Annotated in this window: 21 protein-coding genes and 1 pseudogene; 13 read left to right on the forward strand and 9 right to left on the reverse strand. The window is 74.4% G+C overall.

All coding sequences use genetic code 11. The features are described from left to right. Window positions 1-62: 62 nt before the first annotated feature. The 3 genes from ACIBBD_RS09365 to ACIBBD_RS09375 all read right to left on the reverse strand — a co-directional run bounded on the left by ACIBBD_RS09365 (window position 63) and on the right by ACIBBD_RS09375 (window position 2805). The gene (locus tag ACIBBD_RS09365; RefSeq protein ID WP_399418719.1) at window positions 63-233 is read right to left on the reverse strand and encodes a hydrophobic protein; all 171 of its coding nucleotides are present in this window, start codon (window positions 231-233) and stop codon (window positions 63-65) included. 42 nt (window positions 234-275) lie between these two features. Next, window positions 276-1097: a class I SAM-dependent methyltransferase gene (locus tag ACIBBD_RS09370; RefSeq protein WP_399418720.1), complete on the reverse strand. Its 822-nt coding sequence runs from the start codon at window positions 1095-1097 to the stop codon at window positions 276-278. 220 nt (window positions 1098-1317) lie between these two features. Next, entirely contained in the window at window positions 1318-2805 is a 1488-nt protein-coding gene (locus tag ACIBBD_RS09375; RefSeq protein ID WP_399418721.1) for a bifunctional phosphatase PAP2/diacylglycerol kinase family protein, read from the reverse strand. Window positions 2806-2874: 69 nt separating this feature from the next. Between ACIBBD_RS09375 and ACIBBD_RS09380 the strand changes: the two genes are divergently transcribed. Both ACIBBD_RS09380 and ACIBBD_RS09385 read left to right on the forward strand, forming a co-directional pair. After that, the gene (locus tag ACIBBD_RS09380) at window positions 2875-3522 is read left to right on the forward strand and encodes a histidine phosphatase family protein (protein ID WP_399418722.1); all 648 of its coding nucleotides are present in this window, start codon (window positions 2875-2877) and stop codon (window positions 3520-3522) included. A 301-nt stretch (window positions 3523-3823) separates the two neighbouring features. Then, the gene (locus ACIBBD_RS09385; protein ID WP_399418723.1) at window positions 3824-5443 is read left to right on the forward strand and encodes an ABC-F family ATP-binding cassette domain-containing protein; all 1620 of its coding nucleotides are present in this window, start codon (window positions 3824-3826) and stop codon (window positions 5441-5443) included. Window positions 5444-5576: 133 nt separating this feature from the next. On the opposite strand, the pseudogene ACIBBD_RS09390 reads toward ACIBBD_RS09385, so the two are convergent. Beyond that, window positions 5577-6682, reverse strand: a pseudogene (locus ACIBBD_RS09390) (Vms1/Ankzf1 family peptidyl-tRNA hydrolase). A 57-nt stretch (window positions 6683-6739) separates the two neighbouring features. Between ACIBBD_RS09390 and ACIBBD_RS09395 the strand changes: the two are divergent. After that, on the forward strand, window positions 6740-7075 hold the full coding sequence (locus ACIBBD_RS09395) for a DUF6158 family protein (protein WP_399418724.1): 336 nt from the start codon (window positions 6740-6742) through the stop codon (window positions 7073-7075). 331 nt (window positions 7076-7406) lie between these two features. Here the strand turns inward: ACIBBD_RS09395 and ACIBBD_RS09400 are convergent, their stop codons facing one another. From ACIBBD_RS09400 to ACIBBD_RS09410, 3 genes are all read right to left on the reverse strand, one after another. Next, the gene (locus ACIBBD_RS09400) at window positions 7407-7949 is read right to left on the reverse strand and encodes a type 1 glutamine amidotransferase domain-containing protein (RefSeq protein WP_399418725.1); all 543 of its coding nucleotides are present in this window, start codon (window positions 7947-7949) and stop codon (window positions 7407-7409) included. A 296-nt stretch (window positions 7950-8245) separates the two neighbouring features. Then, window positions 8246-8626: a DUF2795 domain-containing protein gene (locus ACIBBD_RS09405; protein WP_399418726.1), complete on the reverse strand. Its 381-nt coding sequence runs from the start codon at window positions 8624-8626 to the stop codon at window positions 8246-8248. Window positions 8627-8867: 241 nt separating this feature from the next. Beyond that, window positions 8868-10667, reverse strand: a complete 1800-nt coding sequence (locus ACIBBD_RS09410) for a thiamine pyrophosphate-requiring protein (protein WP_399418727.1) — start codon at window positions 10665-10667, stop codon at window positions 8868-8870. 275 nt (window positions 10668-10942) lie between these two features. Between ACIBBD_RS09410 and ACIBBD_RS09415 the strand changes: the two genes are divergently transcribed. The 4 genes from ACIBBD_RS09415 (at window position 10943) to ACIBBD_RS09430 (ending at window position 15700) form a co-directional block, all read left to right on the forward strand. Continuing rightward, entirely contained in the window at window positions 10943-11737 is a 795-nt protein-coding gene (locus tag ACIBBD_RS09415) for an RNA polymerase sigma factor SigF (RefSeq protein WP_399418728.1), read from the forward strand. Window positions 11738-12097: 360 nt separating this feature from the next. After that, window positions 12098-13159 carry a hypothetical protein gene (locus tag ACIBBD_RS09420; protein WP_399418729.1) on the forward strand — a complete coding sequence of 354 codons (1062 nt, stop codon included), beginning with the start codon at window positions 12098-12100 and terminating at the stop codon, window positions 13157-13159. Between the two features lie 235 nt (window positions 13160-13394). Further along, the gene (locus ACIBBD_RS09425; protein ID WP_399418730.1) at window positions 13395-14642 is read left to right on the forward strand and encodes an aminotransferase class I/II-fold pyridoxal phosphate-dependent enzyme; all 1248 of its coding nucleotides are present in this window, start codon (window positions 13395-13397) and stop codon (window positions 14640-14642) included. Continuing rightward, a complete protein-coding gene (locus ACIBBD_RS09430; protein ID WP_399418732.1) occupies window positions 14639-15700 on the forward strand; it encodes an MBL fold metallo-hydrolase in 1062 nt (353 codons plus the stop codon). Before ACIBBD_RS09425 ends, ACIBBD_RS09430 begins: the two co-directional genes overlap by 4 nt. Before the next feature lie 441 nt (window positions 15701-16141). Here the strand turns inward: ACIBBD_RS09430 and ACIBBD_RS09435 are convergent, their stop codons facing one another. Both ACIBBD_RS09435 and ACIBBD_RS09440 read right to left on the reverse strand, forming a co-directional pair. Beyond that, complete coding sequence (locus tag ACIBBD_RS09435) at window positions 16142-16771, reverse strand: DedA family protein (RefSeq protein WP_399418733.1); 630 nt, start codon at window positions 16769-16771, stop codon at window positions 16142-16144. After that, window positions 16768-17541: an MBL fold metallo-hydrolase gene (locus ACIBBD_RS09440; RefSeq protein ID WP_399418734.1), complete on the reverse strand. Its 774-nt coding sequence runs from the start codon at window positions 17539-17541 to the stop codon at window positions 16768-16770. The genes ACIBBD_RS09435 and ACIBBD_RS09440 overlap by 4 nt, the downstream gene beginning before the upstream one ends. A gap of 83 nt (window positions 17542-17624) precedes the next feature. Here ACIBBD_RS09440 and ACIBBD_RS09445 point away from each other — a divergent pair, with 83 nt between their 5' ends. From ACIBBD_RS09445 to ACIBBD_RS09470, 6 genes are all read left to right on the forward strand, one after another. Next, window positions 17625-18026, forward strand: coding sequence for a hypothetical protein (locus ACIBBD_RS09445; RefSeq protein ID WP_399418735.1), 402 nt, complete (start codon window positions 17625-17627; stop codon window positions 18024-18026). A gap of 328 nt (window positions 18027-18354) precedes the next feature. After that, window positions 18355-20457: a phage holin family protein gene (locus tag ACIBBD_RS09450; RefSeq protein WP_399418736.1), complete on the forward strand. Its 2103-nt coding sequence runs from the start codon at window positions 18355-18357 to the stop codon at window positions 20455-20457. Between the two features lie 130 nt (window positions 20458-20587). Then, complete coding sequence (locus ACIBBD_RS09455) at window positions 20588-21649, forward strand: ATP-binding protein (RefSeq protein ID WP_399418737.1); 1062 nt, start codon at window positions 20588-20590, stop codon at window positions 21647-21649. A 56-nt stretch (window positions 21650-21705) separates the two neighbouring features. Continuing rightward, on the forward strand, window positions 21706-23442 hold the full coding sequence (locus ACIBBD_RS09460; protein WP_399419090.1) for a hypothetical protein: 1737 nt from the start codon (window positions 21706-21708) through the stop codon (window positions 23440-23442). Window positions 23443-23594: 152 nt separating this feature from the next. Further along, window positions 23595-24023, forward strand: coding sequence for an OsmC family protein (locus ACIBBD_RS09465; RefSeq protein WP_399418738.1), 429 nt, complete (start codon window positions 23595-23597; stop codon window positions 24021-24023). Between the two features lie 196 nt (window positions 24024-24219). Continuing rightward, the gene (locus tag ACIBBD_RS09470) at window positions 24220-24978 is read left to right on the forward strand and encodes a glycerophosphodiester phosphodiesterase family protein (protein WP_399418739.1); all 759 of its coding nucleotides are present in this window, start codon (window positions 24220-24222) and stop codon (window positions 24976-24978) included. The last annotated feature ends 99 nt before the right edge of the window (window positions 24979-25077 follow it).

The following is a 25077-nucleotide window of genomic DNA, read 5'->3' on the forward strand; positions in this document are numbered from 1 at the left end:
GTCGGACACCCATGTGGTTCCGATGCCCATCCCCTTTTCGGTGAACATTGCCGGGGGTTAATTCACCACCTGTACCAACGGCCCCTGCCTCCGGCTGCGGTCGTTCCGCGCATCAGGAACCCCAGCAGCCAGATAACGAGGACCGCCAACGCGATCCACCAAAGTACCTCCACCGCGAATCCGGCGCCGAAGAGAAGCAACACCAGAAGCAGTACCAGCAGGATGGGAACCATAGTGTGAACCTCCTGCTTTTCAGGTTTCCGCAATTGTGCGAATCAGGCGTCCTTTCGGCACAGAATCTCTCCGTGCAGGACACTGAACCACCCGTCCTCCCGCTGCCCCCATTCCCGCCAGGCCTCCGCGACGGCCCGCAGTTCGCCCTCGGTGGCGTGCCCGCCCAGGGTGGCGCGCTCGGCGTACGAGGAGGCCACCGTCCGGTCGGCCCACAGGCCGCTCCACCACGCCCGCTCCTCGGGGGTGCTGAAGGTCCAGGTGCTCGAGGTGGCCGCGACCTCGGCGAAGCCCGCCGTCAGCGCCCAGGACTTCAGCCGGCGTCCGGCGTCCGGCTCCCCGCCGTTGGCGCGGGCCACCCGCCGGTACAGGTCCAGCCAGGCGTCCATGCCGGCCGACTCGGGGTACCAGGTCATGGCCGCGTAGTCGGAGTCCCGCACGGCGACGAATCCGCCGGGCCGGGTGACCCGCCGCATCTCGCGCAGCGCCTGCACCGGGTCGCCGACGTGCTGGAGGACCTGGTGGGCGTGGACCACGCAGAAGGTGTCGTCGGGGAAGTCGAGTGCGTGGACGTCGGCGACCGCGAAGTCGACGTTGGTCAGACCGCGCTCGGAGGCGGTGGCCCGCGCCCGGTCCAGGATGCCCGGCGCGTGGTCGACGGCGGTGACGTGCCCGTCGGGGACCAGGGCCGCCAGGTCGGCGGTGATGGTGCCCGGCCCGCAGCCGACGTCCAGGATCTTCATGTGGGGCTTCAGCGAACCGAGCAGGTAGGCGGCTGAGTTGGCGGCGGTCCGCCAGGTGTGCGAGCGCAGCACCGACTCGTGGTGCCCGTGCGTGTAGACGGCGGTCTCCCGTGCTTCCGGCATGGCTCTGCCCCTTCTCGACGGACCGGCCCCCGGGCTCCGGGAGAGCCCGGGGCGATGCGCGTCACCGTACGCGCTCCGCCGAATGGTGAGACAGTTTGTTCTGGCATGTGGACTGACGGTTCGTCATCGACGGGCGGGGCGTCCCTCGGAGCCGAGTCGCAGCGGCCGTCGGAGCCGCTCTGGAGGAACGGTCGGAGAAGAGCCGGCGTGGCCGTCGGCCTCAGCTCAGCGGCCGGTACACCGTCAGCGCCTCGGGGAGCTTCTCCAACGTCACCTCACCCTCGACCTCGGTGACTTCGCCGTCGTGGGCGAGGAGCGTGCCGGGGGCGACGCCCTTCAGGTGGAGTCGGCCGACCTGCACGGCCGCGTGGGCGGGGGAGCGGGTGAGGGGGCCCGCGAAGGCCGCGGCGAGCAGCCGCAGGGCGGGCCTGCGACCCCCGTGCACCACCCGCACGTCCAGGCGGCCGTCGGCCAGGTCGACACGGCGGCCCGGGGCCAGGCCCATGCGGTGGTAGGTGCCGTTGCCGGCGAACAGCAGCCACAAGGGATGGGGCTTCCCCCCGAGTTCGGCCTGGAGCGGGTGCCGGTCGGCGCGCAGCACGCGCAGGGCCGCCACGACCCCGGCGGGCCAGCCGCCGATCCGGCGCGACCAGCGGTCCCGCTCGCGCACCAGCTCCGGATACACCCCCAGGCTGCACGTGTTGAGGAAGACGCCGCGCCGCTCCCCGCAGACGAACCGGCCCACGTCCACCCGCACCGCCTCGCCGTCCCGCACGGCCCGGCCCAGCGCCCGGACGTCCTCCACGCCCAGGTCGTACGCGAAGTGGTTGAGGGTGCCGCCGGGCACGACGGCCAGCGGCAGACCGTGCCGCAGGGCGACCTCGGCGGCCGTGTTCACCGTGCCGTCGCCGCCGCACACCCCGAGGACCCGGGCCCGGCCCGCCGCCTTCTCCAGCTCGGCCGCCACATCGGCGGGTTCGCACTCGACGACCTCGGCGAGGGGCAGCGCGTCGTGCAGCGCCCGGACCCGGTCGGCGGTCCCGGCGGCGGTGTTCACCACGACCACCAGGCCCTCCCCGTCGGGCAGCGCGGGCGCCTCCGCGCGCGGCCGGGCCGGCGGGACGGCCGGGGCACGGGTCGGCACCAGACGCCGTACGGCGAACGCGGCGCCCGCGCCCAGGGCCGCGCCCGCGAGGACGTCGCTCGGGAAGTGGGCCCCCGTGTAGACGCGGGACATCGCCACCGAGAACGCGACCGGCGCCACCACCGCCCCCCACGCCGGCGACTCCAGGGCCACCCCGGTCGCGAAGGCCGCCGCCGACGCGGAGTGGCCCGACGGGAAGGACGTGGTGATGGGCTGCCGCTTGAGCTGCCGGACCAGCGGCACCGGATCGAGCCCCGGCCGCGGGCGGCGCACCGAGCGCTTGCCGAGGGTGTTGATCGTCAGGGAGGCCAGGCTCAGCGAGGCGAGCCCGCGCGCGGCGGCCCGGCGGGCGCGCGGGGTGCGGCTCGCCGCCATCGCGGCCGCCGTGGCGAACCACAGCACGCCGTGGTTCGCGCCACGGCTCAGCCGCGGCAGGACCGGTTCGGCGCCCGGCCAGTGCTGTTCGGCCGCGAACTCGAACAGCCGGCAGTCCAGGGCGAGCAGCCGGTCGCGCAGGGCGTGCCGGCCGGGTTTCGGGACGGTCAGATCGACGTCTGGGCTCATGACCTGCGGGTACCCTGGGGTGGCCGTTTCCTGCGCGGGGACGGCGTGTCGACACCGGAGGGTGACCGTATGCGTCTGATCCTCGTCCGCCACGGCGAGACCCCCACCAACGTGGACTACCTGCTCGACACCGCCGCTCCCGGTCCGGGACTGACCGAGCTCGGCGAGCGGCAGGCGGCCGCGCTGCCCCAGGCCCTCGCCGACGAGGACATCGAGGCCGTCTACGCCTCCACCCTCGTGCGCACCCAGCTGACGGCCGCCCCGCTGGCCGCCGCCCGCGGCCTCGACGTGCACGTCCGCGACGGCATCCGGGAGATCTCCGCGGGCGACCTGGAGATGCTGCCCGGCGACTCCGAGCACGGCGCGCTCTACATGCGCACCGTCTTCGCCTGGGCGGCCGGGGACACGGGGCTGCGCATGCCGGGCGGCGAGAGCGGCAGCGAGTTCCTCGCCCGCTACGACGCCGTGGTCGCCGAGGCCGCCGGCAGCGGCGCCTCCACCGTCGCCCTGGTCAGCCACGGCGCCGCCATCCGCACCTGGTCCGCGGCCCGCGCCCACAACGTCGACATCCCCTTCGCCGCCGCCCACCGCCTCGCCAACACCGGCGCCGTCGTCCTGGAGGGCTCCCCGGCCGACGGCTGGAAGGCGCTGTCCTGGGCGGGCGCCACCGTGACCCCCTCGGGCGAGCCCGGCCCCACCGGAGAACCACTGGGGTGACCCCGTCGCGGAGGGGAACCTCCGCGCCCGTCGATCCGGGCGGAGGGTCGCCGCGGTCTGCGGGCCCGGGTGGCGTGCGGGCCGTGGGCCCGGGTCACCTCCGGTCCGCGGGGGCGGGGCGTCCGGGGCGTGGCCCTGGTCCTTCCGGTCCGCGGGGTGCGTCCGGGCCGTGGCCCCGGGTGGTCTTTTTGACTTTCGGCCAGCGGTTCGGGTGACCGCCGGCCCGCCGCTCCGGATGATCCCCGGCCTGCGGGGATAACGGTTTGCCGCGCTCCGGGGGCGGCCCGCAGAATGCGTCCCCATGGGACATCTGGAAGCCGCGCACCTCGAGTACCACCTCCCCGACGGGAGGGCGTTGCTCGGCGACGTGTCCTTCCGGGTGGGTGAAGGGGCCGCCGTGGCCCTCGTCGGGCCCAACGGCGCCGGCAAGACCACCCTGCTGCGGCTGATCTCCGGCGAGCTGAAGCCGCACGGCGGCACCGTCACGGTCAGCGGCGGGCTCGGCGTGATGCGGCAGTTCGTGGGGTCCGTCCGGGACGAGACGACCGTGCGGGACCTGCTCGTGTCCGTCTCCTCGCCCCGGATCCAGGAGGTCGCGAAGGCCGTCGACGTGGCGGAGCACGCGATCATGACCGTCGACGACGAGGCCGCGCAGCTCGCGTACGCGCAGGCCCTCTCCGACTGGGCCGAGGCGCGCGGGTACGAGGCCGAGACGCTGTGGGACATGTGCACGACGGCCGCGCTCGGCGTGCCGTACGACAAGGCGCAGTTCCGGCTCGTGCGCACCCTCTCCGGCGGTGAGCAGAAGCGGCTCGTGCTGGAGGCGCTGCTGCGCGGCACCGACGAGGTGCTGCTGCTCGACGAGCCCGACAACTACCTCGACGTGCCCGGCAAGCGCTGGCTGGAGGAGCGGCTGAAGGAGACCCGCAAGACGGTCCTCTTCGTCTCCCACGACCGCGAACTCCTCTCCCGCGCGGCGGAGAAGATCGTCTCCGTCGAGCCCGGCCCGGCCGGCGCCGACGCCTGGGTGCACGGCGGCGGCTTCGCCACCTACCACGAGGCGCGCCGCGAACGCTTCGCCCGCTTCGAGGAGCTGCGCCGCCGCTGGGACGAAAAGCACGCCCAGTTGAAGAAACTGGTGCTGAATTTGCGTCAGGCCGCCTCCGTCAGCCACGAGCTGGCGTCCCGCTATCAGGCCGCGCAGACCCGCCTGCGCAAGTTCGAGGAGGCCGGCCCGCCGCCGGAGCCGCCGCGCGAGCAGGACATCACCATGCGCCTGAAGGGCGGCCGCACCGGCGTGAGGGCCGTCACCTGCAAGGCACTCGAGCTGACCGGCCTGATGAAACCCTTCGACCTGGAGGTCTTCTACGGCGAACGCGTCGCCGTCCTCGGCTCCAACGGCTCCGGCAAGTCGCACTTCCTGCGCCTGCTCGCCGGCGACGACGTGGCGCACACGGGGGAGTGGAAGCTCGGCGCGCGGGTGGTCCCCGGGCACTTCGCCCAGACCCACGCCCACCCCGAGCTGCAGGGCCGCACGCTCCTGGACATCCTGTGGCAGGAGCACTCCCAGGACCGGGGCGCGGCCATGTCCCGGCTGCGCCGCTACGAGCTGACCCAGCAGGCCGAGCAGACCTTCGACCGGCTCTCCGGCGGCCAGCAGGCCCGCTTCCAGATCCTGCTGCTGGAGCTGGAGGGTGCCACGGCCCTGCTGCTCGACGAGCCGACCGACAACCTCGACCTGGAGTCCGCCGAAGCGCTCCAGGAGGGCCTGGAGGCCTTCGAGGGCACGGTCCTCGCGGTCACCCACGACCGCTGGTTCGCCCGCTCCTTCGACCGCTACCTGGTCTTCGGCAGCGACGGCCGCGTCCGGGAGACCCCGGAGCCCGTGTGGGACGAGCGCCGCGTGGAGCGGGCCCGGTGACCGCCGGGGCCGGGCCCGGTGACCGCGCGGGCCGGGGCTGATCGCGCCGGCCGGAGGCCGACAGCACGGGCCGGGGGCTGACCGTACGGGGGGCCGGGACGTCCCCAGCCACCGGCCCCGGCCGGGGGAAACGTCACTTCCAGCGCAACAGCGCGCCCAGACCGCCCACCGGGGTCTCCTCGTCGACCGCGGGGACCACGAGGACGGGTGCGTCCGTGGCGACCGCCGAGCGGATCAGCGCGTCGTCCGCGCGGGCCGCCCACGAATGCTGCTCGCCGAGTGCCTTCAGCTCCGTACGGCGCACGGCCAGCTGGTCGGGGTCCTCGCCGATCCACACCTCGCGGTGTGTGTCCGGCCCGTCGGCGCGGATCAGCAGCTCGTCGATCCGGTGCTCCCGGGCCGCCTCGACCAGCGCGGGCACGCCCTCCACGGCCCCGGCGCGCCCCTCGGCGTCCGGCGTGCGGGCGGCCAGGAACCGCTCCAGCTCCGCCTCCGCCCGTCGGCGGGCGTGCTCGGCGCGGGCCGCCTCCACGTCCTCGTCCAGCAGCCGGCTGCCGGCTCCGTGCGAGGCCTCCACCACGCGGTCCCGCAGCCGCTGGGGCAACCGCTCGTGCACGGCCCGCCGCTCCCGGTCGTCACCGACCAGGATCAGCAGGTCGGCCCGGGTCTCCTCCTGGCAGGCGGCGAGCGCGTCGGCGACCTCCGCCGCGTTGTGCTCCCAGGTGTTCTCCACCTTCAGCTGGAAGTGCCGCTCCGACCAGTCGACGCTCGACGTGCGGTGGACGGGATACTGCCGACCGGTGACGGAGCCCGCGTCCTCCCGGCCCAGCCGCCCGCTGCGCAGCTCGAAGTCCGCGCCCCTGCGGTCGACGTACGCCACCACGCACACCGGGTCCTGGCCTGCCAGCTCCAGCAGCGGCGTGACCCGCGGCAGCGGCGCCCACTCGGCCGTGTCGCCCTGCGGGGGCCGGGCCAGCGGCGGGTCGAGCACGACCTCGCCGGCGCGGGCGAACAAGGCCCGCCCGTGGGGTTCGGAGGAGTGCCGCAACTCCTCGATCGCGTTCTCCACGGCCCGGCAGGTGGCCTCGTCCGCACCCTGGTCGGCCAACCGGCGCGCCATCGCCGACGCCGTCAGGTGCCGTTCGTGGGGGTGTTCTCCGTGTGCCGCGAGGTGTCGACGTACACGGAGGCCCAAGGGCCGGATTGTTCGTACAGTGGATGCAGGAAAGCGAGATCCATGGCTCCCTCCGGATGCCGCTCGAGGGTCGGTGCTTCTCAGGCGGGTACCCGACCCCCATGGACGAACACGACAAGTGGGGTACGACGATGACCGGAGTCGACCCGGACCGGCTGGACGACCAGCAGCTCATGAAGGAGCTGGAGACGATCCACCGGACGCGCCACGACACCCTGCTGTACGGCTCGAACGACGCGCTGCGCGCCCACAACGACCGCATGGCCCAACTGGAGGGCGAGTACCTGCGGCGCAACCCGCGCCGCTCCGTCGCGCCGGGCCGAACCCGTGAGGGCGCCCGGGACCGCGATGCCGCCGAGGACGGCGGCAGGACCCCCGGCGGCACCCCGGTCGGCAAGTGGGGCCCGGGCAGGACGGGCGGCCCCGGCGGGGCCTGAGCCCACCGGGGCCGTGCGGGGGAGCGGACGGGACGGTCCTCGGACCGTCCCGGGTCAACGGTCCTCGAAGGACGGTCCCGAAGAAGGACGTTCCTCGAAGGACCGTCCCGGGTCGGTGACGTGCCGGCGAAGCCTCTGGCGGGAAGACCGGCCCCGGTGACCCGGTGGCGGTGACACCGGCCCCGGTGACCCGGTGGCGGTGACACCGGTGACGCCGGGTGAACACGGCGCGGGACGCGCACGGTTCGAAGCGGCCGTACGTGTCCCGCGTCCGCGCGTGCGCCACACGCTTCCCGTGGCCCGCCCACCCGTCAGGCCCGTGGGCCACCCGTCAGGCGGCTTCCGCGGCGAACACCTCGAGGAACGTCTCGCAGAAGGCTTTCAGATCGTCCGGCTTGCGGCTGGTCACCAGCTTGTTGGGCCCGTGGTCACAGACCTTGACCTGCTCGTCGACCCAGGTGCCGCCCGCGTTGCGGACGTCGGTCCGCAGGCTCGGCCACGAGGTCAGCTCCCGGCCGCGGACGACGTCCGCCTCGACCAGCGTCCAGGGGGCGTGGCAGATCGCGGCGACCGGGCGGCCCTGTTCGAAGAAGTCCTTGACGAAGGCCACCGCCTTCTCGTCGGTGCGCAGGAAGTCAGGGTTGGCGACGCCGCCCGGCAGGACCAGCCCGCCGAAGGACTCCGCGGGCACCTCGCCGACGACCTCGTCCACCATGAACGTGTCGCCCTTGTCGAGGTGGTTGAAGGCCTGGACCTCACCCGGCTTCGTCGACACCAGGACGGGCTCGTGGCCGGCGTCCACCGCCGCCTGCCAGGGATCGGTCAGCTCCACCTGCTCGACGCCCTCGGGTGCCGTCAGAAACGCGATGCGCATGATCGTTCAACGTCCTTTCGTGGCACGCCAGTGGGCCTCGTCGCCCCCGGCACGCTGCTTCTTCCTTGCCTTGGCCGCACGCCGGCGGCGCAGCAGCTCCTCGCCGTCGGGGCAGGAGCACGCACGTGCCGGCCCGCGGTGTCCTCGATCCGGGTGCGCCGGTGCACGGCCCGGTCGGCGACCCCGGGCACGAACCAGCCGGGCAGCGGTCCGCACGGCAGGCGGCGGGGTCGTCGCCTCGCCCACGTCGACGGTGACGCCGGCCGCGACGATCCCGCCGACCTGCTCGCGGCCCGTCATCCGCCGCCCCTGACCAGCGTCTCCGCCAGCTCCTGCACATTGGTGTAGCGCGTCTTGTGCGGCAGCCGCCGCACCGCCTCCACGAGGGCGTCCGGCGCGTTCTTGCGGCGCAGGATCCGGGCGAGCTCCTCCGCGCCCGCGGGGAAGGAACTGCGGCCCAGGATCCGGGCCAGCTCCAGCCGCACGGTCGCCAGCGACGCCCGGGAGGTGCCCGGCACCACGGGCCCGCCCCAGATCTCCGGGTCGTCCTCGGCGGACGGCTCGGGGTCGTGCCACTCCTCGGACCGCGTGGGGTGCCCGGACCTCAGCAGCCCCTGCAGTTCGTGCTTCATCTCGTCGTCCCGGTGGACACTCAGCCGGTCACTGCCTCGCTGCATGTCTCCCTCCAGATCTTCGGGGTCGGCCCACCGCGTACCCGTGGGGCGGGAGCCGACACGGGATACCTCTCGTCGATGTCCGCGTCGGACGGGGGCTCCTTCCGCCGGGTCCCGGCCATCGGACGGGGGGCTCCTCGCGCCGGAACCCGGCCATCGGACGGGCCTTCCAGCCGGTTCCCGCCTCGGGCGGGGGCTCCCTTCCGCCGATGGCCGGTGGCGCGGACCGGTGGCGCGGACCGGGCTACTTCCTCTCCCGGCCCGGCAGGAACTCCTGCACCTTCGCCATGAACCCCTGCTTGATCACGGAGCCCCGGTCGGCGTCGCCCCTGAGGATCGACGCCGCCGTCGCCTCCATCTGCTCCCAGGTCGCGTGCGGCGGGATCGGCGGGACGGCCGGGTCGGTGAGGAACTCCACGACCGCGGGCCCGTCCGCCTCCAGCGCCGTACGCCAGCCCGCCTCGACGTCCTCCGGCTTCTCCACGCGCACCCCGGTCAGGCCCAGGGAGCGGGCGAACGCCGCGTACTGCACGTCCGGCAGCTGCTGCGAGGGCAGGAACGACGGGGCGCCCCCCATGGCCCGCATCTCCCAGGTGACCTGGTTGAGATCGTGGTTGTTCCACACGGCGACCACCAGCCGCGGATCCAGCCAGCGGTCCTTGTACTTCGCCGCGGTGATCAGCTCCGCCAGCCCGTTCATCTGCATCGCCCCGTCCCCGACCAGCGCGATCACCGGCCGGTTCGGGTGGGCGAACTTCGCGCCGATCGCGTACGGCACCCCGCAGCCCATCGTCGCCAGTGTCCCCGACAGGGAACCGCGCATACCCGGCCGCATGGTCAGATGCCGCGCGTACCAGTTCGCCACCGACCCCGAGTCGGAGGTGACGATCGCGTTCTCGGGCAGCAGCGGGTCCAGGGTCCGGGCGACGTACTCCGGGTTGATCGGGTCGGCGGACACCTCCGCCCGCCGCTCCATCACCTCGCGCCAGTGCCGTACGTTGTCGCACACCGTCTCGAACCACTCGCGGCCGCGTTCCTCGCCCGACGTCAGCATCGGGATCAGCCGCCGCAGCGTCTCGCGCGCGTCACCGACCAGGTTCACCTCGTACGGGTAGCGCATCCCGACCATGTGCGGATCGAGGTCGATCTGCACGCCCCGCGCCTGGTCGAACTCCGGCAGGAACTGCGTGTACGGGAACGAGGAACCGATCGTCAGCAGGGTGTCGCAGTCGCGCATCAGCTCGTAGGACGGGCGGGTGCCCAGCAGCCCGATCGAGCCGGTGACGTACGGGAGTTCGTCACTGAGGACGTCCTTGCCGAGGAGCGCCTTGGCCACGCCCGCGCCGAGCAGTTCGGCGATCCGCTCCACCTCGGCGCGCGCCCCCGCCGCGCCCTGGCCGACCAGGATCGCCACCTTGTCGCCGGAGTCGAGGATCTCCGCGGCCCGCCGCAGCGACTCCTCGGACGGCACGGTCGTCCACGTGCTCCGGTCGAGGCTGGAGGGCACCATCTTGAACTCGTGCGTGGGCGGCGAGTAGTCCAGCTCCTGCACGTCTCCCGGGATGATGATCGCGGTGGGGCAGCGGCGCGCGTAGGCGGTGCGGATCGCCCGGTCCAGCACGTTCGGCAGCTGCTCGGGCACGGTCACCGTCTCCACGAACTCCGAGGCGACGTCCTTGAACAGGGTGTGCAGGTCCACCTCCTGCTGGTAGGAGCCGCCCATGGCGCTGCGGTGCGTCTGGCCGACGATCGCCAGCACCGGCACATGGTCCAGCTTCGCGTCGTACAGGCCGTTGAGGAGGTGGATCGCCCCCGGTCCGGACGTCGCCGCGCACACCCCGAGACGGCCGCTGAACTTGGCGTAGCCGACCGCCTGGAACGCCGACATCTCCTCGTGCCGGGACTGCACGAACCGTGGCTGGTTCTCCGCCCGCCCCCAGGCGGCGAGCAGCCCGTTGATGCCGTCGCCGGGATAGCCGAAGACCTGCTCCACACCCCACTCGCGCAGCCGCTGCAGAACGTGGTCGGAGACCGTGGTGCTCATGAAGGGGACCTCCCCGGGCGTCGGGAAACGAGGGCATGGAGGTGTTTGTCGTGACCCCTCCCGAGTCACCCCCCACACCGCCCGAAAACCTGGGCGGAAACCCGGGCGGTGTTTGCGGACAGGGGCGGGGGCAGGCGCGGTCACAGTGCTTCGGACCGGAGGCACGTCCGTGGGACCCCGCGTGCAGCGGCCCCGGCAGGACCGTCCGGCTGCTGCCGCGCGCTTCCCCGCTGACCGGCCAACACAGAGCACTTCCAAGGGAGTTGCTACGCACCATGCGAAACCGAGCGAGCGCGAGGCACCACCCGCACGACGACGCCCCCGACACCGCGCAGGCGTTCCGCAGGCTCGCCACCCTGCCGCCGGGCCCCCGGCGCGACGCGCTCCGCGGCCAGATCGTCGAAGCCTGGCTGCCCATGGCCGACCGCCTCGCCGGACGCTTCCGCAGCCGCGGCGAGAGCTACGAGGACCTGCGCCAGGTCGCCGCCCTCGGCCTGGTCAAGGCCGTCGACCGCTATGACCCCGACCCCGGCAACGCCTTCGAGAGCTACGCCGTGCCCACCGTCACCGGCGAGATCAAGCGCCACTTCCGCGACCACATGTGGACACTGCACGTGCCGCGCCGCGTCCAGGACCTGCGCAACCGGGTGCGGTTCGCCGGCCAGGACCTGTCCCAGACCGTCTCCGGACGCCGCCCCAGCGTCGCCGAGATCGCCGAGCGCGCGCAGCTGAGCGAGGACGAGGTGCGGGAAGGGCTGGAGGCGCTGGAGAGTTTCACCGCGCTGTCGCTGGACGCGGAGATGCCGGGCGGCGAGAACGGTTACTCGCTGAGCGACGCGCTCGGCGCGCCCGACCCCGCCCTCGACACGGTGGTGGACCGGGAGGCCGTGAAGCCGCGGCTCGCCGCCCTGCCGGAGCGGGAGCGGACGATCCTGTACATGCGTTTCTTCGGCGACATGACGCAGAGTCGGATCGCCGAGCAGCTGGGGATCTCGCAGATGCACGTGTCCCGGCTGATCAACCGGTGCTGCCACCGGCTGCGGGAGCAGGTGCTGAACGACGCCGCGTAGCGGCGCGTGGGCGCGCCGCGAGGGTGCCGCGCACGGTGTGGCGCGAGGGGGTGGCGGCGCCGTGGTGCGGCGCCATGGTGGGGCGTGAGGGGGTGGCGCCGTGGTGCGGCGCCATGGTGTGGCGCGAGGGTGCCGCGCCGTGGTGGGGCGCGAGGGTGTGGCGCCGTGGGTGCGCCGAGACTGCCGCGCCGCGGGCGCGGCGCGTGGGTCTGACCCGCCCCTCGTGACGAAGTCACCCGGTTGGCGGGCCTTTCTCCCGCCAATGGCGGGCGGCCACGCGCGGTCCGGGCCGGCGCGGGCTGTCATGGCTGTGGGACACGGACGTCGTGCCCCGCAGTCGTCGGCCGAAGGAGCCGTCCCATGCGCCGCACCGCCCGTGTCCTGTCCGCCGCCGCCCTGGCCGGTGCCGTGCTGGCCGGTGCCGCCCCGGCCGCGTTCGCGGACCCGGCGGCGGAGATCGGCCCGGCCACGAACGCCCCGGACACCCGCGTCACCGTCTCCGTCACCTGCGACCCCCTGGGCGCTCCCGCCCCCATGACCATCGACGCCACCTCGCGGGCCTTCGCCGACGGGACCGTCCGGCTGAGTCGGGTGCCCGGCAACGACGAACTGACCGCCCCCGCCTACCGGGGCACCGCCCGGATCGCCCCCGCCGGCGCCCTCGGCATACCTCAGCAGCCGGCGGGAGCGGCATCCGCCATGACCGTCGACGGCACCTGCCCGGCGCCGCCGGGCGGACAGGGCGCACCATGGAGCGCGGACCTCGACGTCTCCGGTGGCGACTCCGGCGGCGACGACGAGGGTTCCGGTGAGGCTCCCGGCGGTGTGCCCGGTGTCGAGGAAGGCGAGGACGGCGGCGAGGGTTCCGGCGAGGTGCCTGGAGGTATTCCCGGCGGTGTCCCCGGTGTCGACGAAGGCGAGGACAGCGGCGGCCTCGGTGACGGTGGTGACCTGGGTGGCGGCGGTGACGTCGGCGGCGGTGACGGTGGTGACCTAGATGGCGGCGGTGACGATGGTGACCTAGGTGGCGTTGGTGACGTAGGCGGCCTGGGTGACATCGGTGACATCAGTGACACCGGTGACATCGGTGACATCGGCGGCGAGACGGTGTGCACCCCCTCCCACGGCGTCGGCTGCGACGGCGGCAAGACCTGCGCGCCGGGCCGTGAGGAGTCCTGCCCTCCGGCCAAGCCCTGTCCCCGGAGCCACGGCGCGTCCTGCGACACGACGAAGCCGTGCCCGCGGGGCCACGGCGACCCCTCCTGCGCCACCGCGCCCGTCCAGCACGGCGTCCGTGCCGGCGCGGGCGGCGCGTTCAGCGACTCCCTCCCCGCCCTCGTCGCCGGCGGACTGCTCATCGCGGGCGCGCTCGGCGCCGCCGTGCACCGGCTGTGCCGTCGCGGCCCCGCGGACGACGCCTGACGCCGCCCGCGGGCCCGCCCTGCTCGCGCTGTGACCGGCGCAACCCGGCCGGACGGCCATGGGAGGGCGGCACGCGGGGTACTCAGAGCCCGAGAGCACACCCGGCACCGTACGACTCCGCACGAGTCGTCACGCACCACCCGGCACACGGGGAGCGGACAGCCCCGGCGCAGCGGAGCGGCGCACCACCGGCCGGCGACAGAGGGCACCAGGGACGGACTGCGCGGAGGACCCCATGCGGCGGACGGAACCGGAAGGGCACGGGCCCGTCCGCTACGGGCCGCCGCTCCCTCCGGACGGGCTGCCCGTGCTGCCCGGCCTCGCCGCGGTGCTCGCCGATGCCGCCATCCGCGCCGAGAGCGAACCGGTCGGCGGCGGCCCCGTCCTGCGGGAGGCCGCCTGCGGCTACTGGGAGCGGCGCGGCACGCCCACCGGGCCCGAGCGGGTCGTGGCCGGCCCCGGCGCCCCCGCCCTGCTGCTCGCGCTGACCGCCGCCGTCGGCGGTGACGTCCTGGTGCCGAGGCCGTGCGCGGCCTGGTGGGCGCCGTACGCACGCCTGTTGGGAAGACCCGTCTTCCATGTCGCGACGCCGGCCGAGTGCGGTGGCGTCCCGGACCCGTTCGCCCTGCTGGAGACCGTGCGCCGGGTTCGCGCCGAGGGCGGGGATCCGCGCCTTCTGGTGCTGTCCGTCGCCGACGACCCCACCGCCACCGTCGCCCCGCCCGAGGTACTGCACGAGGCGGTGGAGGCGGCCGCCGACGAGGGTCTGCACCTGGTCAGCGACGAGACCTGGCGCGACACCCTGCACGACCCGAACGACACCGTGCTGGTCAGCCCCGCCGAGATGCTGCCCGAGCGGGTCACGGTCGTCAGCGACCTCGCGGGCGCCCTGCTGCCCGGCGGCTGGCCGGCCGCCGTCGCCCGCTTCCCCGCCACGGCGGCCGGGGACGACCTGCACGCGCGCGTGCTCGACGTCCTCACCGCCCTCGACGCCCGTGTCGCGGCACCGGTCGCCGCGGCCGCCGCGCACGCCCTCACCGAGCCCGAGCACGTCACCGCACGCGTGCGTGCCTCCGTACGCCTGCACGCGCGCGTGGCCTCCGCCGCGCACGCCGCCGTGGAGGCAGCGGGCGCCCTCTCCCGGCCGCCGCGGGCCGGCCGGCACCTGTACGTCGACCTCGCGCCCCTGCGCACCGCCCTGTCCGCGCAGGAGGTCGGCGACGCGCAGGACCTGGAGGACCTCCTCACCGCCCGGCTCGGCATGCCCGCGCCGGGCGGCCACCGCTTCGGCGACGACCTCGGGGCGCTGCGCGTCCGGCTGTCCACCGCCGTGCTGCTGGGCGGCACGGACGCGGAGCGCGCGGAATGCCTCACCTCACCCACTCCGTTGGAACTGCCACACGTGCAACGCGCGTTGAGTCTTCTGAGGTCGGTCCTCGACGATCTCCGTGACGACGCTCAGCGATGGGAGCCTCCTCGATGACGCAGCAGTCCGAGTCGACCACCACCAGTGCGCCCGTACGGGAGAGCGACGCCCCGGCGATCGGGTCCCCGCTGGCGTCCCCCGTACCGCCGCCGCTCACCGCGCCCCGTCCGCTGGGGGAGCGGCGGGTGTGGCCGCGCACCTTCCACGACCGGTTGACCGCTCCGCTGCCCGGCCTCAAGGCCATGGCCCGCTTCGCCCGCGAGGGCGCCATACGCCCCGGCCCGGAGGGCCTCGCCGACATCGCACGGCTGCCCGTCGAACCCGGCCCGCTGCCCGCGGTGGACGCCCGCACCGTCGCCGTCACCTGGGCGGGACACGCCAGTTGGGTGGTGCGCGTCGGCGGGCTGACCGTCCTGACCGACCCGGTCTGGTCCCGCCGCATCCTCGGCACCCCGGCCCGCATCACCCCCGTCGGCGTCCCCTGGGAGGCGCTGCCGCCCGTCGACGCGGTCGTCATCAGCCACAACCACTACGACCACCTGGACGCCCCCACGCTGCGCCGACTCCCGCGCGACACGCCCGTGTTCGTGCCGGCCGGGCTCGGCCGCTGGTTCCACCGCCGCCGTTTCACCCGCGTCACCGAACTCGACTGGTGGGAGGCGGCCGAACTGTCCGGCGTCCGCTTCGACTTCGTGCCCGCCCACCACTGGTCCAAGCGCAGCCTCACCGACACCTGCCGCTCCCTGTGGGGCGGCTGGGTGCTCACCGACCCCGACGGACAGCGCGTGTACTTCGCGGGCGACACGGGCTACGGCCACTGGTTCGCCCGCATCGGGCAGCGCTACCCCGGCATCGACCTGGCCCTGCTGCCCATCGGCGCCTACGACCCGCGCTGGTGGCTCAGCGACGTCCACTGCGACCCGGAGGAGGCGGTGCGGGCGGCGCAGGACCTGGGGGCGCGCCGGATGGCCCCCATGCACTGGGGCACGTTCATCCTGTCCGCGGAGCCCGTCCTCGAACCGCTCACCCGGGTGCGGGCCGCCTGGGAGAAGGCGGGAGGCAGCCGCGAGGACCTGTGGGACCTGCCGGTGGGCGGCTCACGGATCCTGGACTAGACGGGCCGCCCGAGGGGGCCTGGCGTTCGGCGGGCTCCACCCCTCACCACTGCCTCCCCACCCGGGAGGCAACCCCTGTGCCCCACCCTGCTGAACACGACGGACGGCGTGGTGTGGTAGGTCTCGTTCTCGTCATCGGCGCTGTGGTGAGTTGCGTGGGGGAGCCGTGAAAACTGATCCGAGCTCGTGACACTGGGCCGGTGGTGGGTCAAGACATGGCGGAGGGCTGATCCTCGTCGTGTGCACGACGGTGTACTGGACCGCGGATCTCTGCACACCGCGATTCAGGTGGCACTGATGATGGCCATTGGAGGCGCGGCGGCGACCATCCCGCGATCCAGCAGGCCGGCCCGGCGAACCACCCCTGACGCTTAGCCGGGTGAGCGGGACGCGCAGCGTCCCGCTCCGCTCCCGCCGGCGGGCGGCTCTGCCCGCACTCCATCAGGCGGCCTTGGCCCTCCGTACACGCCGCCACACGCTCGGGGCCGCGCTGATCACCAGGGTCAGCGCGACCACGGCGACCACGCCCTCCCACGGCTCGGGGAACAGCGAGCCGCCCAGTATCCCGATCAGCTGGTAGGTCACGGCCCAGGCCAGGCAGGCCGGCAGGTTGCCCCGCGCGAAGCGGCGCATCGGCCACTTCGCCAGCAGACACGCCAGCATCACGGGTATCCGGCCAGCCGGCACCAGCCGGGACACCACCAGCACCGCCGTGCCGTGGTCGGCGAGCTTCGCCTGCGCCTGCCCCAGCCGCTCCTCCGGCGCCCGCGACCGTATCGCCTCCAGCCAGCGGGAGCCGTTCTTCGACTTCATCCCCCGCCGCCCCAGCCAGTACAGCGCCACGTCCCCGAGGAACGCCGCCAGCGACGCCGTCAGGAACACCAGCGCCAGCGAGAAGGGCGCCGCCCGGTGGACGGCGACCACCGCCGCCGAACTCACCAGCGCCCCGGTCGGCACCACCGGCACCAACGCCCCGATCAGCACCAGCAGGAACAGCGACGGATAGCCGATCGCCTGCTGCGTGGACTCCGTCGGCAGCACCGTCGTGAAGGTGGCGGACAGCGGCGTCACCGCGCGTCCCCCAGGCGCACGCTCTCCCCGTGCTCGAGCCGGTGCACCACCACCTCCGGCGCCCGTTCGGCCGCCAGACGCACGAACTCGGTACCCGGCGCGTGGAATTCGTGGGGGCGCACGGAGTCCATCCCGATCGGCCAGTACGTGCCGTAGTGCACCGGCACAGCACTGCGCGGCGCCAGCCGGGCCAGCGCCTCCGCGGCGCGCCCCGCGTCCAGGTGCCCCTCACCGAGGAACGGCCCCCAGCCGCCCACCGGCAGCAGCGCCACGTCGACCGGCCCGACCTCCTTGGCCATGTCCTCGAACAGGCCCGTGTCCCCGGCGAAGTACGTGCGTGCCCCGCCCTCGACGACGTATCCCAGCGCGGGGGAGCGGTGCGGGCCGAACGGCAGCCGCCGCCCGTCGTGCCGCGCGGGCACCGCCCGGATCCGCACCCCGCCGACGCCCCTCTCGTCGCCGGGCTCCATCTCGGTCAGCCGCAGATGGGCGAGGCGGCGCAGCCCCGGCACGGCGCGCGGCGCGCCCCGGGGCACCAACAGGCGCGTGCCCGGCGCGAGGCGCGCCAGCGACGGCACGTGCAGGTGGTCGGCGTGCAGGTGCGACACGAGCGCCACGTCCGCGCGCCAGGCGCCGGGCGGGGGCGGCGCGCCCCGGCGGCGGCGCAGATGCGCGAGCCTGCGGGCGAACAGGGGGTCGGTGAGCACACGGACGTCCGAATCCTCGACCGTGCAGGTGGCGTGACCCCACCAGGTGATCTCCACCGGCACCTCTTTGCCTCCTTCGCGCGACTCCCCGAAGCCTACGGGCAGGAGTAGGGTCGGCGGCGAAACCCGGAGGTGAGGGGGACGCCATGGGACCGGTGCGGGTCACGGCGATCGCGAGTCTGACGCCGCTGGAGGAACTGGACGCCGATCCCTTCCTGGTGGACTCCCGCAGCCAGCACGCGATGTGCGCGCGCTGGGCCGCGGAACGCGGGTACGTCGTCCGCCGCGAACTGCTCGTCCGCGGACTGCGCGCCGACCACGGTGTGCTGTGGGACGGAGTCAGACCCGGCGTCGACCTGTTCGTCGCGCCCAGCCGGCGGGTACTGGAGAGCGCGCTGTCCTGCGTCGAGGAGTTCGCGGCGGAGTGCGCCCGGCGCGGGGTCCGCGTGGAGACGGTCGGCTTCGCCGAACCCGCCTACGACGCCCAGATGAAGGCCCGCGTACACCGCCGCCTGTCGATGCCGACGGCCGGGTACGACGGCCGGTGAACACCGGGCCCCGGGCGGCGGGTGTACACCGGGTCCATGGACGACGACGGAGCGTGACCACCGGGCCCGTGGACCACTGCGGATGAACACCGGGCCCGTGGACCACGGCGGGTGAACACCGGGTGCGGGTACGACGGCGGATGAACACCGGGTGCCGGTACGGACGCGGGTGGACGCCAAGTCCCGGGAGGACGGCGGATGAACGCGGGGTCCGGGCACTCGCGGCGGACGGCGGCACGGGCACCACCGCCCCGACCCCGCACGCCCGTCAGCGCGGTATGACAGGGTGGAGGCGGCCTCCACGGGCGACGGGGCCGGATCGTGAGGTGTGCGGGGCGTGCGTGCGGGGCGTTGGCGGCGGGCCGTCAGTCAGGCCGGGCGGAGCGTCGCGGTGTGGGGCGTGTCCACGGTCACGATGCTCGTGCTCGCGGGCATCCTGCCCGACTTCCGGCTCCAGTCGCCCGACGGCGACAGCGCCACCACCATCGCCGTCACCGCGGCCGTCGGCGCCGGCGTGTTCGGTCTGCTGTCCGCCCTGGCCTGGCCCCTCCTGGTCCGTCTGCTGCTGCTCGTACCGGCGCTCGTCCTCGGCCTGCTGGTGTTCTTCCTCAACGGCTCGCTGCTCCTGCTGACCCTGCGTCTGAACCCCTCCGGGCAGAGCGAGGCGGCCCCCGAGACCGCCGTCATCGTGGCCGCCGTGATGTCGGCCGTCGCCTCCGCGACGGGCGCCGCCCTCGCCGTCCGCGACGACGACGCCTACCGGCGCCGCCTGTACCGCCTCGCCGACCGCCGCCGCCGCCGGACCGGACCCGCCTGCCCCGCCACCCACGGCACCGTCTTCCTCCAGCTCGACGGCGTCGGCCACGACGTCCTCGTCGCCGCCGTCGACAAGGGGCTCATGCCGACGATCGGCCGCTGGCTGGGCCACGGCCCCGGACCGGACCGGCGACACCCCCGCCCCACCCACCGCCTCACCCCGTGGCGCACCGACTGGTCCAGTCAGACCGGCGCCAGCCAGCTCGGCATCCTGCACGGCAGCAACCACGACGTCCCCGCCTTCCGCTGGTACGAGAAGGACAGCCGGGAGGTGATGGTCTGCAACCGTCCCACCAGCGCCGCCGAACTCCAGCGCCGCGCCGTCGAACGCACCGGCGACGGCGGACTGCTCTCCGCCGACGGTGCCAGCCGCGGCAACCTCTTCGGCGGCGGCGCCGACGAACAGGCCCTCGTCCTGTCCATCGCCACCCGGCGGCGCAGCCCCGAAACCCGCTCCCGGGCCGGCTACTTCGCGTACTTCTCCGACCCGGCCAACGCGGTCCGCACCGCCCTGTCGTTCGTCGCGGAGGTCGCCCGCGAGATCGGCCAGTCCACCCGCGCCCGCCTGCGCAAGCAGCGCCCGCGCGTCGCCCGGGGCGGCCTCTACCCGTTCATCCGCGCCTTCGCCACCGTCGTCGAACGCGACGTCGTCGTCGCCGCGGTGATGGGCGACATGCTCGCCGGCCGCAGCGCCGTCTACGCCGACCTCGTGGCCTACGACGAGGTCGCCCACCACTCCGGCCCGCTCAGCCGCGACGCCGAGCAGGTCCTCGCCCGCCTCGACCGGGCGCTCGCGCTCATCGAGACCGTCGCCGAGCACGCCCCCCGGCCGTACCGGATCGTCGTCCTGTCCGACCACGGGCAGAGCCCCGGCGAAACCTTCCGCGCCCGCTACGGGCTCACCCTCGGCGACCTGGTGCGGGCCGGCTGCGGGCTGCCCGTGCCGCGCCGGGCCGAGCGCACCCACAGCGGCGCCGAGGCCCGTGCGGCCGTCCGGGCGGCACTGCGCCGCCCGGTCGAGGAGGGCGGTGAGCAGCACCGCCCCTCCCGCCGCTCGGAGCCGGTCGTGCTCGCCTCCGGCAACCTCGGGCTGGTCTCCTTCCCCGACGTGCCGCACCGGATGAGCAAGGAGGAGATCGACGCCCGGTACCCGGCGCTGCTGACCACCCTCGCCAACCATCCCGGCATCGGCTTCCTCCTCGTCCGCAGCGAGGAGCACGGCGGGGTGGTGCTCGGCGCGCACGGCGCCCAGATCCCCGTGGACCGGCTCGACGAGGAGCCCGGCCCGCTCGCCGGACTCGGCCCGGGAGCCGCCGAGGCGGTCCGCCGCACCCACTCCTTCCCGCACACCGCCGACATCATGGTCAACTCCTTCCACGACCCCGCCGACGGCGAGGTCCTCGCCTTCGAGGAGCAGATCGGCTCCCACGGCGGCCTCGGCGGCGCCCAGTCCAAGCCGTTCCTGCTGTCCCCGCTCGCCCTGTCCGCGCCCGTCGCCGACGGGGAGGACCTGACCGGCGCCGAGCACGTCCACCGCGTCCTGCGCCGCTGGCTGCGCGAGTCCGACGGGCCCCAGGTGCCGCTGGAGACGGCGTCGGAGGAGCGCGCCGCCTGAAAACCGGCTGCGCCGACGGATCCGTACGCCCACACTGTCCGTACCGGTCCCGCGCCCTCGTCGCGGTGCCCCGGCGCCGCGGCGACCGCGCGCGCCCTCTCCACCCCGCATCCCGCAAGGAGCCGCCGCGTTGCAGGCAGCCGTCACGGTCACCCCCGCCCGCATCCCCGAACTGCTGCTCGGTCTCGCCACCGTGCGGCCGGTGTTCCTCTGGGGCGCCCCCGGCATCGGAAAGTCCTCCCTGGTGCGGGACTTCGCAGAGTCCCTGGGCCTGGAGTGCGTGAGCCTGCTCGGCACCCAGCTCGCGCCCGAGGACCTCATCGGCGTGCCGCAGATCCGTGACGGGCGGTCGGTGTTCTGCCCGCCGGAGGCGATCGCCCGCGACGAGCCGTACTGCCTGTTCCTGGACGAGCTCAACGCGGCCACCCCGGACGTGCAGAAGGCGTTCTACTCGCTGATCCTCGACCGCCGGATCGGGAACTACGAGCTGCCCAAGGGCTCGATCGTCATCGGCGCAGGCAACCGCGCCACCGACAACGCCCTCGCCCGCCCCGTCGCCTCCGCGCTCGTCAACCGCCTCACCCACGTCCACCTGGAGGCCTCCGCCAAGGACTGGCTCACCTGGGCCGCCGCACACGGCATCCACCCGTGGGTCCTGGACCACGTCACCGACCGCCCCGACCACCTGTGGTCCAAGCCGCCCAAGACCGAGGAGCCGTTCTCCACGCCCCGCTCCTGGCACATGCTCTCCGACGCCCTGCACTCCTTCGGCCGTGACCTCGACGAGGACACCCTGAAGGTCCTCGCGCACGGCACGCTCACCCCCGCGCACGCCACCGCCTTCTGCGGCTACGTCAAGATCGTCCGCAGCCGGTACGGCATCGAGGCCGTCCTCAAGGGCGACGCGCCCTGGCCGCACCGCGTCGAGGACCGCGACCTGCTGTACTACCTCGCCGAGTCTTTCCGCGGCCGCCTCGTCAAGGAACTCCCCGCCGTCAAGGAGCACATGTCGGCCAACGGCCGGCAGACCGCCTACCGCGCCAAGTCGCTGCTCGTGCAGCTCGCCGAGATCTCCGTCGAGGTCGCCCAGACCGTCATCGCCTCCGACGCCGACGGCAACCCCGTCCTGCCCGCCTGGTTCCTGGTCGAGGCCGCCCGCGACATGCCCCGGCTGGTGGAGGCGCGACGGTGAGCCGTGGCCGCGGCAAGAAGAAGCGGGACCTGGCCGGGGAGGCGTTCGCGGAGGGCATGCGCCTGGTGCGCGCCAACCCGGCGCTGGCCGCCGTCGACTTCGACGTCTGCCGGCACGAGGACTGCACCCTCGCGCCCCGGGACGGCCTCCTCACCGTCCACTCCGACGGCACGGTGCACGCCCACCCGGACCGCCTCGCCGAGCCGGCCCGCTGGGCCTGGTCGCTCGCCCACGCAGCCCTCCACCTCGGCTTCGGGCACGTCCCGGCGGCCAAGGGCGACCGGGTCCAGCCCGACCGGTTCGACCTCGCCGCGCGCTGCACGGTCGTCAACCGGTTCCTGCTGACCTTCCCCGTCGGCCGCGCCCCGGACGAGCTGCCGCGGACCTACCCCGACGGCGACGAGGAGCAGCTCGCCGACCGCTGGCGGCGCACCGGCATCCCTCCCGTCCACGAGCACTGCGGCACGGCGGGGACCCAGCCCGACCAGGTGCTCGTCCCGTGGCACGGCTGGTACGCCACCCAGGCCCCGGACTGGCAGCTCGCCTTCGCCACCGCGCTCACCCGGACCGTGTCCGCCGCGATGGACATGGCGGGCGGCCGCCGCGACTCCCTCGACGGCGAGGCCCCCGACCGGCGCCCCTGGCAGAACGCGCTGAGCTGGTTCATCTCCTCGTATCCGCTGCTGGGCGGCATCGCGGCCGGCATCACCCTCGTCGCCGACGCCGAACTCGCCCGCGCGCACGGCATCCAGATCGCCGCCGTGAACGCGGAGGCGGGCGAGATCTACGTCAATCCGCTGCGGACGTTCGAGGACGAGGAGTGGCGCTTCATCCTCGCCCACGAGATGCTGCACGCCGCCCTGCGCCACGGCGACCGCTGCGGCACCCGCGACCCCTATCTCTTCAACGTCGCCTGCGACTACGTCATCAACGGCTGGCTGCGCGAGATGCAGGTCGGCACCATGCCCGAAGGGCTGCTGTACGACGCGGAGCTGACGGGCCTGTCCGGCGAGGAGGTCTACGACCGCATCGCGGGCGACCTGCGCCGGATGCGCCGCCTGTCCACCCCGCGCGGCAAGGGCACCGGCGACGTCCTCGGCGCCCCCCTCGGCCCGCCCGGCGACCACGTCGACCTCGACGGCTTCTACCGGCGCGGCCTCGCCCAGGGCCTGGACCTGCACCAGCGGCAGGAACGCGGCTTCCTCCCCGGCGGCCTCGTCGAGGAGATCCGCGCCCTCAGCCACCCACCCCTGCCGTGGGACGCCCGGCTCGCCCGCTGGTTCGACGAGTTCGTGCCCCGCCCGGAGCCGGTCCGGTCGTACGCCCGGCCCGCCCGCCGCCAGGCCTCCACGCCCGACATCCCGCGCGCGGGCCGCCTCTTCCCGCCCGAGGAGGTCGCCCGCTGCACCTTCGGCGTCGTCCTGGACACCTCCGGCTCCATGGACCGCACCCTCCTCGGCAAGGCACTCGGCGCGATCGCCTCCTACGCCGAGGCCCGCGACGTACCGGCCGCCCGGGTCGTCTTCTGCGACGCGGCCCCGCACGACGCGGGCTACCTCCCCGTCACCGAGATCGCCGGCCGGGTCCGCGTCCACGGGCGCGGCGGCACGGTCCTGCAGCCCGGTGTCGACCTGCTGCACCGCGCCGACGACTTCCCGCCCGGCGCGCCGGTCCTCGTCATCACCGACGGCTGGTGCGACACCCTGCGGATACGGCGCGAGCACGCGTACCTGATCCCGCAGGGCAGCCGGCTGCCGTTCACGCCGCGCGGGCCGGTCTTCCGGGTGCGATGAGGGCCCGGCGCCGCGGGCGACAGCGCCGACGCGCCCGGCGTCGTTGCCCCGTCCGCTGGGTACGGCGGGGTCCGGTGTGATCGGATGGGGCACAGGCACCCGGAAACGGGACCGCCCCCGCCGTATCAGCCAGTACTTGGAAAGGAATCGTCGTGGCCACCACGCGCTCCGCACACACCGTCTGGGAAGGCAACCTGCTCGAGGGCAACGGCGTCGTCAGCTTCGACTCCTCCGGTGCCATCGACCAGCAGCCCGTGACGTGGGCCTCCCGCTCCCAGGAGGCGAACGGCAGGACCAGCCCGGAGGAGCTGATCGCGGCCGCCCACTCCAGCTGCTTCTCGATGGCCTTCTCGCACGCCCTCGCCGGTGCCGGCACCCCGCCCACCAAACTCGTCGCCTCGGCCGACGTCACCTTCCAGCCGGGTGAGGGCATCACCGGCATCCACCTGACCGTGGAGGGCACCGTGCCCGGCCTCGACCACGACGCGTTCGTGGCCGCCGCCGAGGAGGCCAAGGCCAACTGCCCGGTCAGCCAGGCCCTGAAGGCCGTACCGATCACGCTGTCGGCGAAGCTCGCCTGAGCCGACACCCCACCACCCGCCGGGGGTGCGGGCCGTCCACCACGGACGGCTCGCACCCCCGTTCGGTTCGGGGCGGCCGGGCCGGGTATAACGGGCTGCGGTCCGGGCGACCGGACAGGCCGGGTGACGTCCCGGCGGCGGACAGGGACGACGACGGTGCCGCAAGCGGCCGGACACCGGACAGGGAGGTGAGCCCATGGGGCCGTACCCCGCCGTCTCCGCCCACCGCGGCGGCTCCGAACGACGCGGCGCCGCCACCCGCGAGGCGTACGAGGACGCACTCGCCTCCGGCGCCGAGTACGCCGAGTTCGACATCCGGCGGACCGCAGACGGCGTGCTCGTCGTCCACCACGACGCGCGCGCCTGCCGCACCGGACCACCGCTGTCCCGGATCGGCTACGCCGAGCTGTGCGCCCGCGCCGGATACGCCGTCCCGGTCGTCGAGGACGTCATGGCGCTGGTCGCCGGGAAGCTGGTCGGGCACCTCGACCTGAAGGAGACCGGCTACGAGCGCGAGCTGATCGACCGTGCGGTGGCGCTGCTCGGCCGGGACGGGTTCGTCGCGACCACCCTGGAGGACCGTTCCGTCGCCGCGATCACCCGGTCCTTCCCCGGGGTGCGGACCGCCCTGTCGCTGGGCCGCGACCGCGCCGAGATCGCGGCGGGCCGGCTGGTGGGGACCCGGGCGAGTGAGCTGTTCCCGCTACGGCGCCTGCGGGCCTGCGGCGCGCACGGCGTCGCCGTGCACCGGCGGCTGGCGCGCGCCGGCGTGCTGCGGGGGGCGGTCCGGCACCACCTGTTCACCATGGTGTGGACGGTCAACGACGACGCGGGGCTGCGCGCCTTCCTCGCCGACCGGCGCGTGGACGTGGTGATCACCGACCGGCCCCGGCGGGCGGTGGAGCTGCGCGGGGAGCCGCATCGAAAGCGTCCGGCGGGGCACCTGTCCTCCTGACCGGCGGAACCGTCCGCCGGGTGCCCGGCAGGGCTCACGGCCCTCCTCGGAGGGCGCGCGCACCCGAGAGCGCGCGGGGCGCACGGCCCACGACCGCGG

Origin of the sequence: Streptomyces sp. NPDC051315 (assembly GCF_044455165.1) — a bacterium.
Classification (GTDB): domain Bacteria; phylum Actinomycetota; class Actinomycetes; order Streptomycetales; family Streptomycetaceae; genus Streptomyces.

Excerpts from the sequence above, each read along its gene's own strand:
- ACIBBD_RS09365 (WP_399418719.1), bottom strand. The coding sequence starts at position 233 with ATGGTTCCCATCCTGCTGGTACTGCTTCTGGTGTTGCTTCTCTTCGGC.
- ACIBBD_RS09370 (WP_399418720.1), bottom strand. The coding sequence starts at position 1,097 with ATGCCGGAAGCACGGGAGACCGCCGTCTACACGCACGGGCACCACGAG.
- ACIBBD_RS09375 (WP_399418721.1), bottom strand. The coding sequence starts at position 2,805 with ATGAGCCCAGACGTCGATCTGACCGTCCCGAAACCCGGCCGGCACGCC.
- ACIBBD_RS09380 (WP_399418722.1), top strand. The coding sequence starts at position 2,875 with ATGCGTCTGATCCTCGTCCGCCACGGCGAGACCCCCACCAACGTGGAC.
- ACIBBD_RS09385 (WP_399418723.1), top strand. The coding sequence starts at position 3,824 with ATGGGACATCTGGAAGCCGCGCACCTCGAGTACCACCTCCCCGACGGG.
- ACIBBD_RS09395 (WP_399418724.1), top strand. The coding sequence starts at position 6,740 with ATGGACGAACACGACAAGTGGGGTACGACGATGACCGGAGTCGACCCG.
- ACIBBD_RS09400 (WP_399418725.1), bottom strand. The coding sequence starts at position 7,949 with ATGCGCATCGCGTTTCTGACGGCACCCGAGGGCGTCGAGCAGGTGGAG.
- ACIBBD_RS09405 (WP_399418726.1), bottom strand. The coding sequence starts at position 8,626 with ATGCAGCGAGGCAGTGACCGGCTGAGTGTCCACCGGGACGACGAGATG.
- ACIBBD_RS09410 (WP_399418727.1), bottom strand. The coding sequence starts at position 10,667 with ATGAGCACCACGGTCTCCGACCACGTTCTGCAGCGGCTGCGCGAGTGG.
- ACIBBD_RS09415 (WP_399418728.1), top strand. The coding sequence starts at position 10,943 with ATGCGAAACCGAGCGAGCGCGAGGCACCACCCGCACGACGACGCCCCC.
- ACIBBD_RS09420 (WP_399418729.1), top strand. The coding sequence starts at position 12,098 with ATGCGCCGCACCGCCCGTGTCCTGTCCGCCGCCGCCCTGGCCGGTGCC.
- ACIBBD_RS09425 (WP_399418730.1), top strand. The coding sequence starts at position 13,395 with ATGCGGCGGACGGAACCGGAAGGGCACGGGCCCGTCCGCTACGGGCCG.
- ACIBBD_RS09430 (WP_399418732.1), top strand. The coding sequence starts at position 14,639 with ATGACGCAGCAGTCCGAGTCGACCACCACCAGTGCGCCCGTACGGGAG.
- ACIBBD_RS09445 (WP_399418735.1), top strand. The coding sequence starts at position 17,625 with ATGGGACCGGTGCGGGTCACGGCGATCGCGAGTCTGACGCCGCTGGAG.
- ACIBBD_RS09460 (WP_399419090.1), top strand. The coding sequence starts at position 21,706 with ATGCGCCTGGTGCGCGCCAACCCGGCGCTGGCCGCCGTCGACTTCGAC.
- ACIBBD_RS09470 (WP_399418739.1), top strand. The coding sequence starts at position 24,220 with ATGGGGCCGTACCCCGCCGTCTCCGCCCACCGCGGCGGCTCCGAACGA.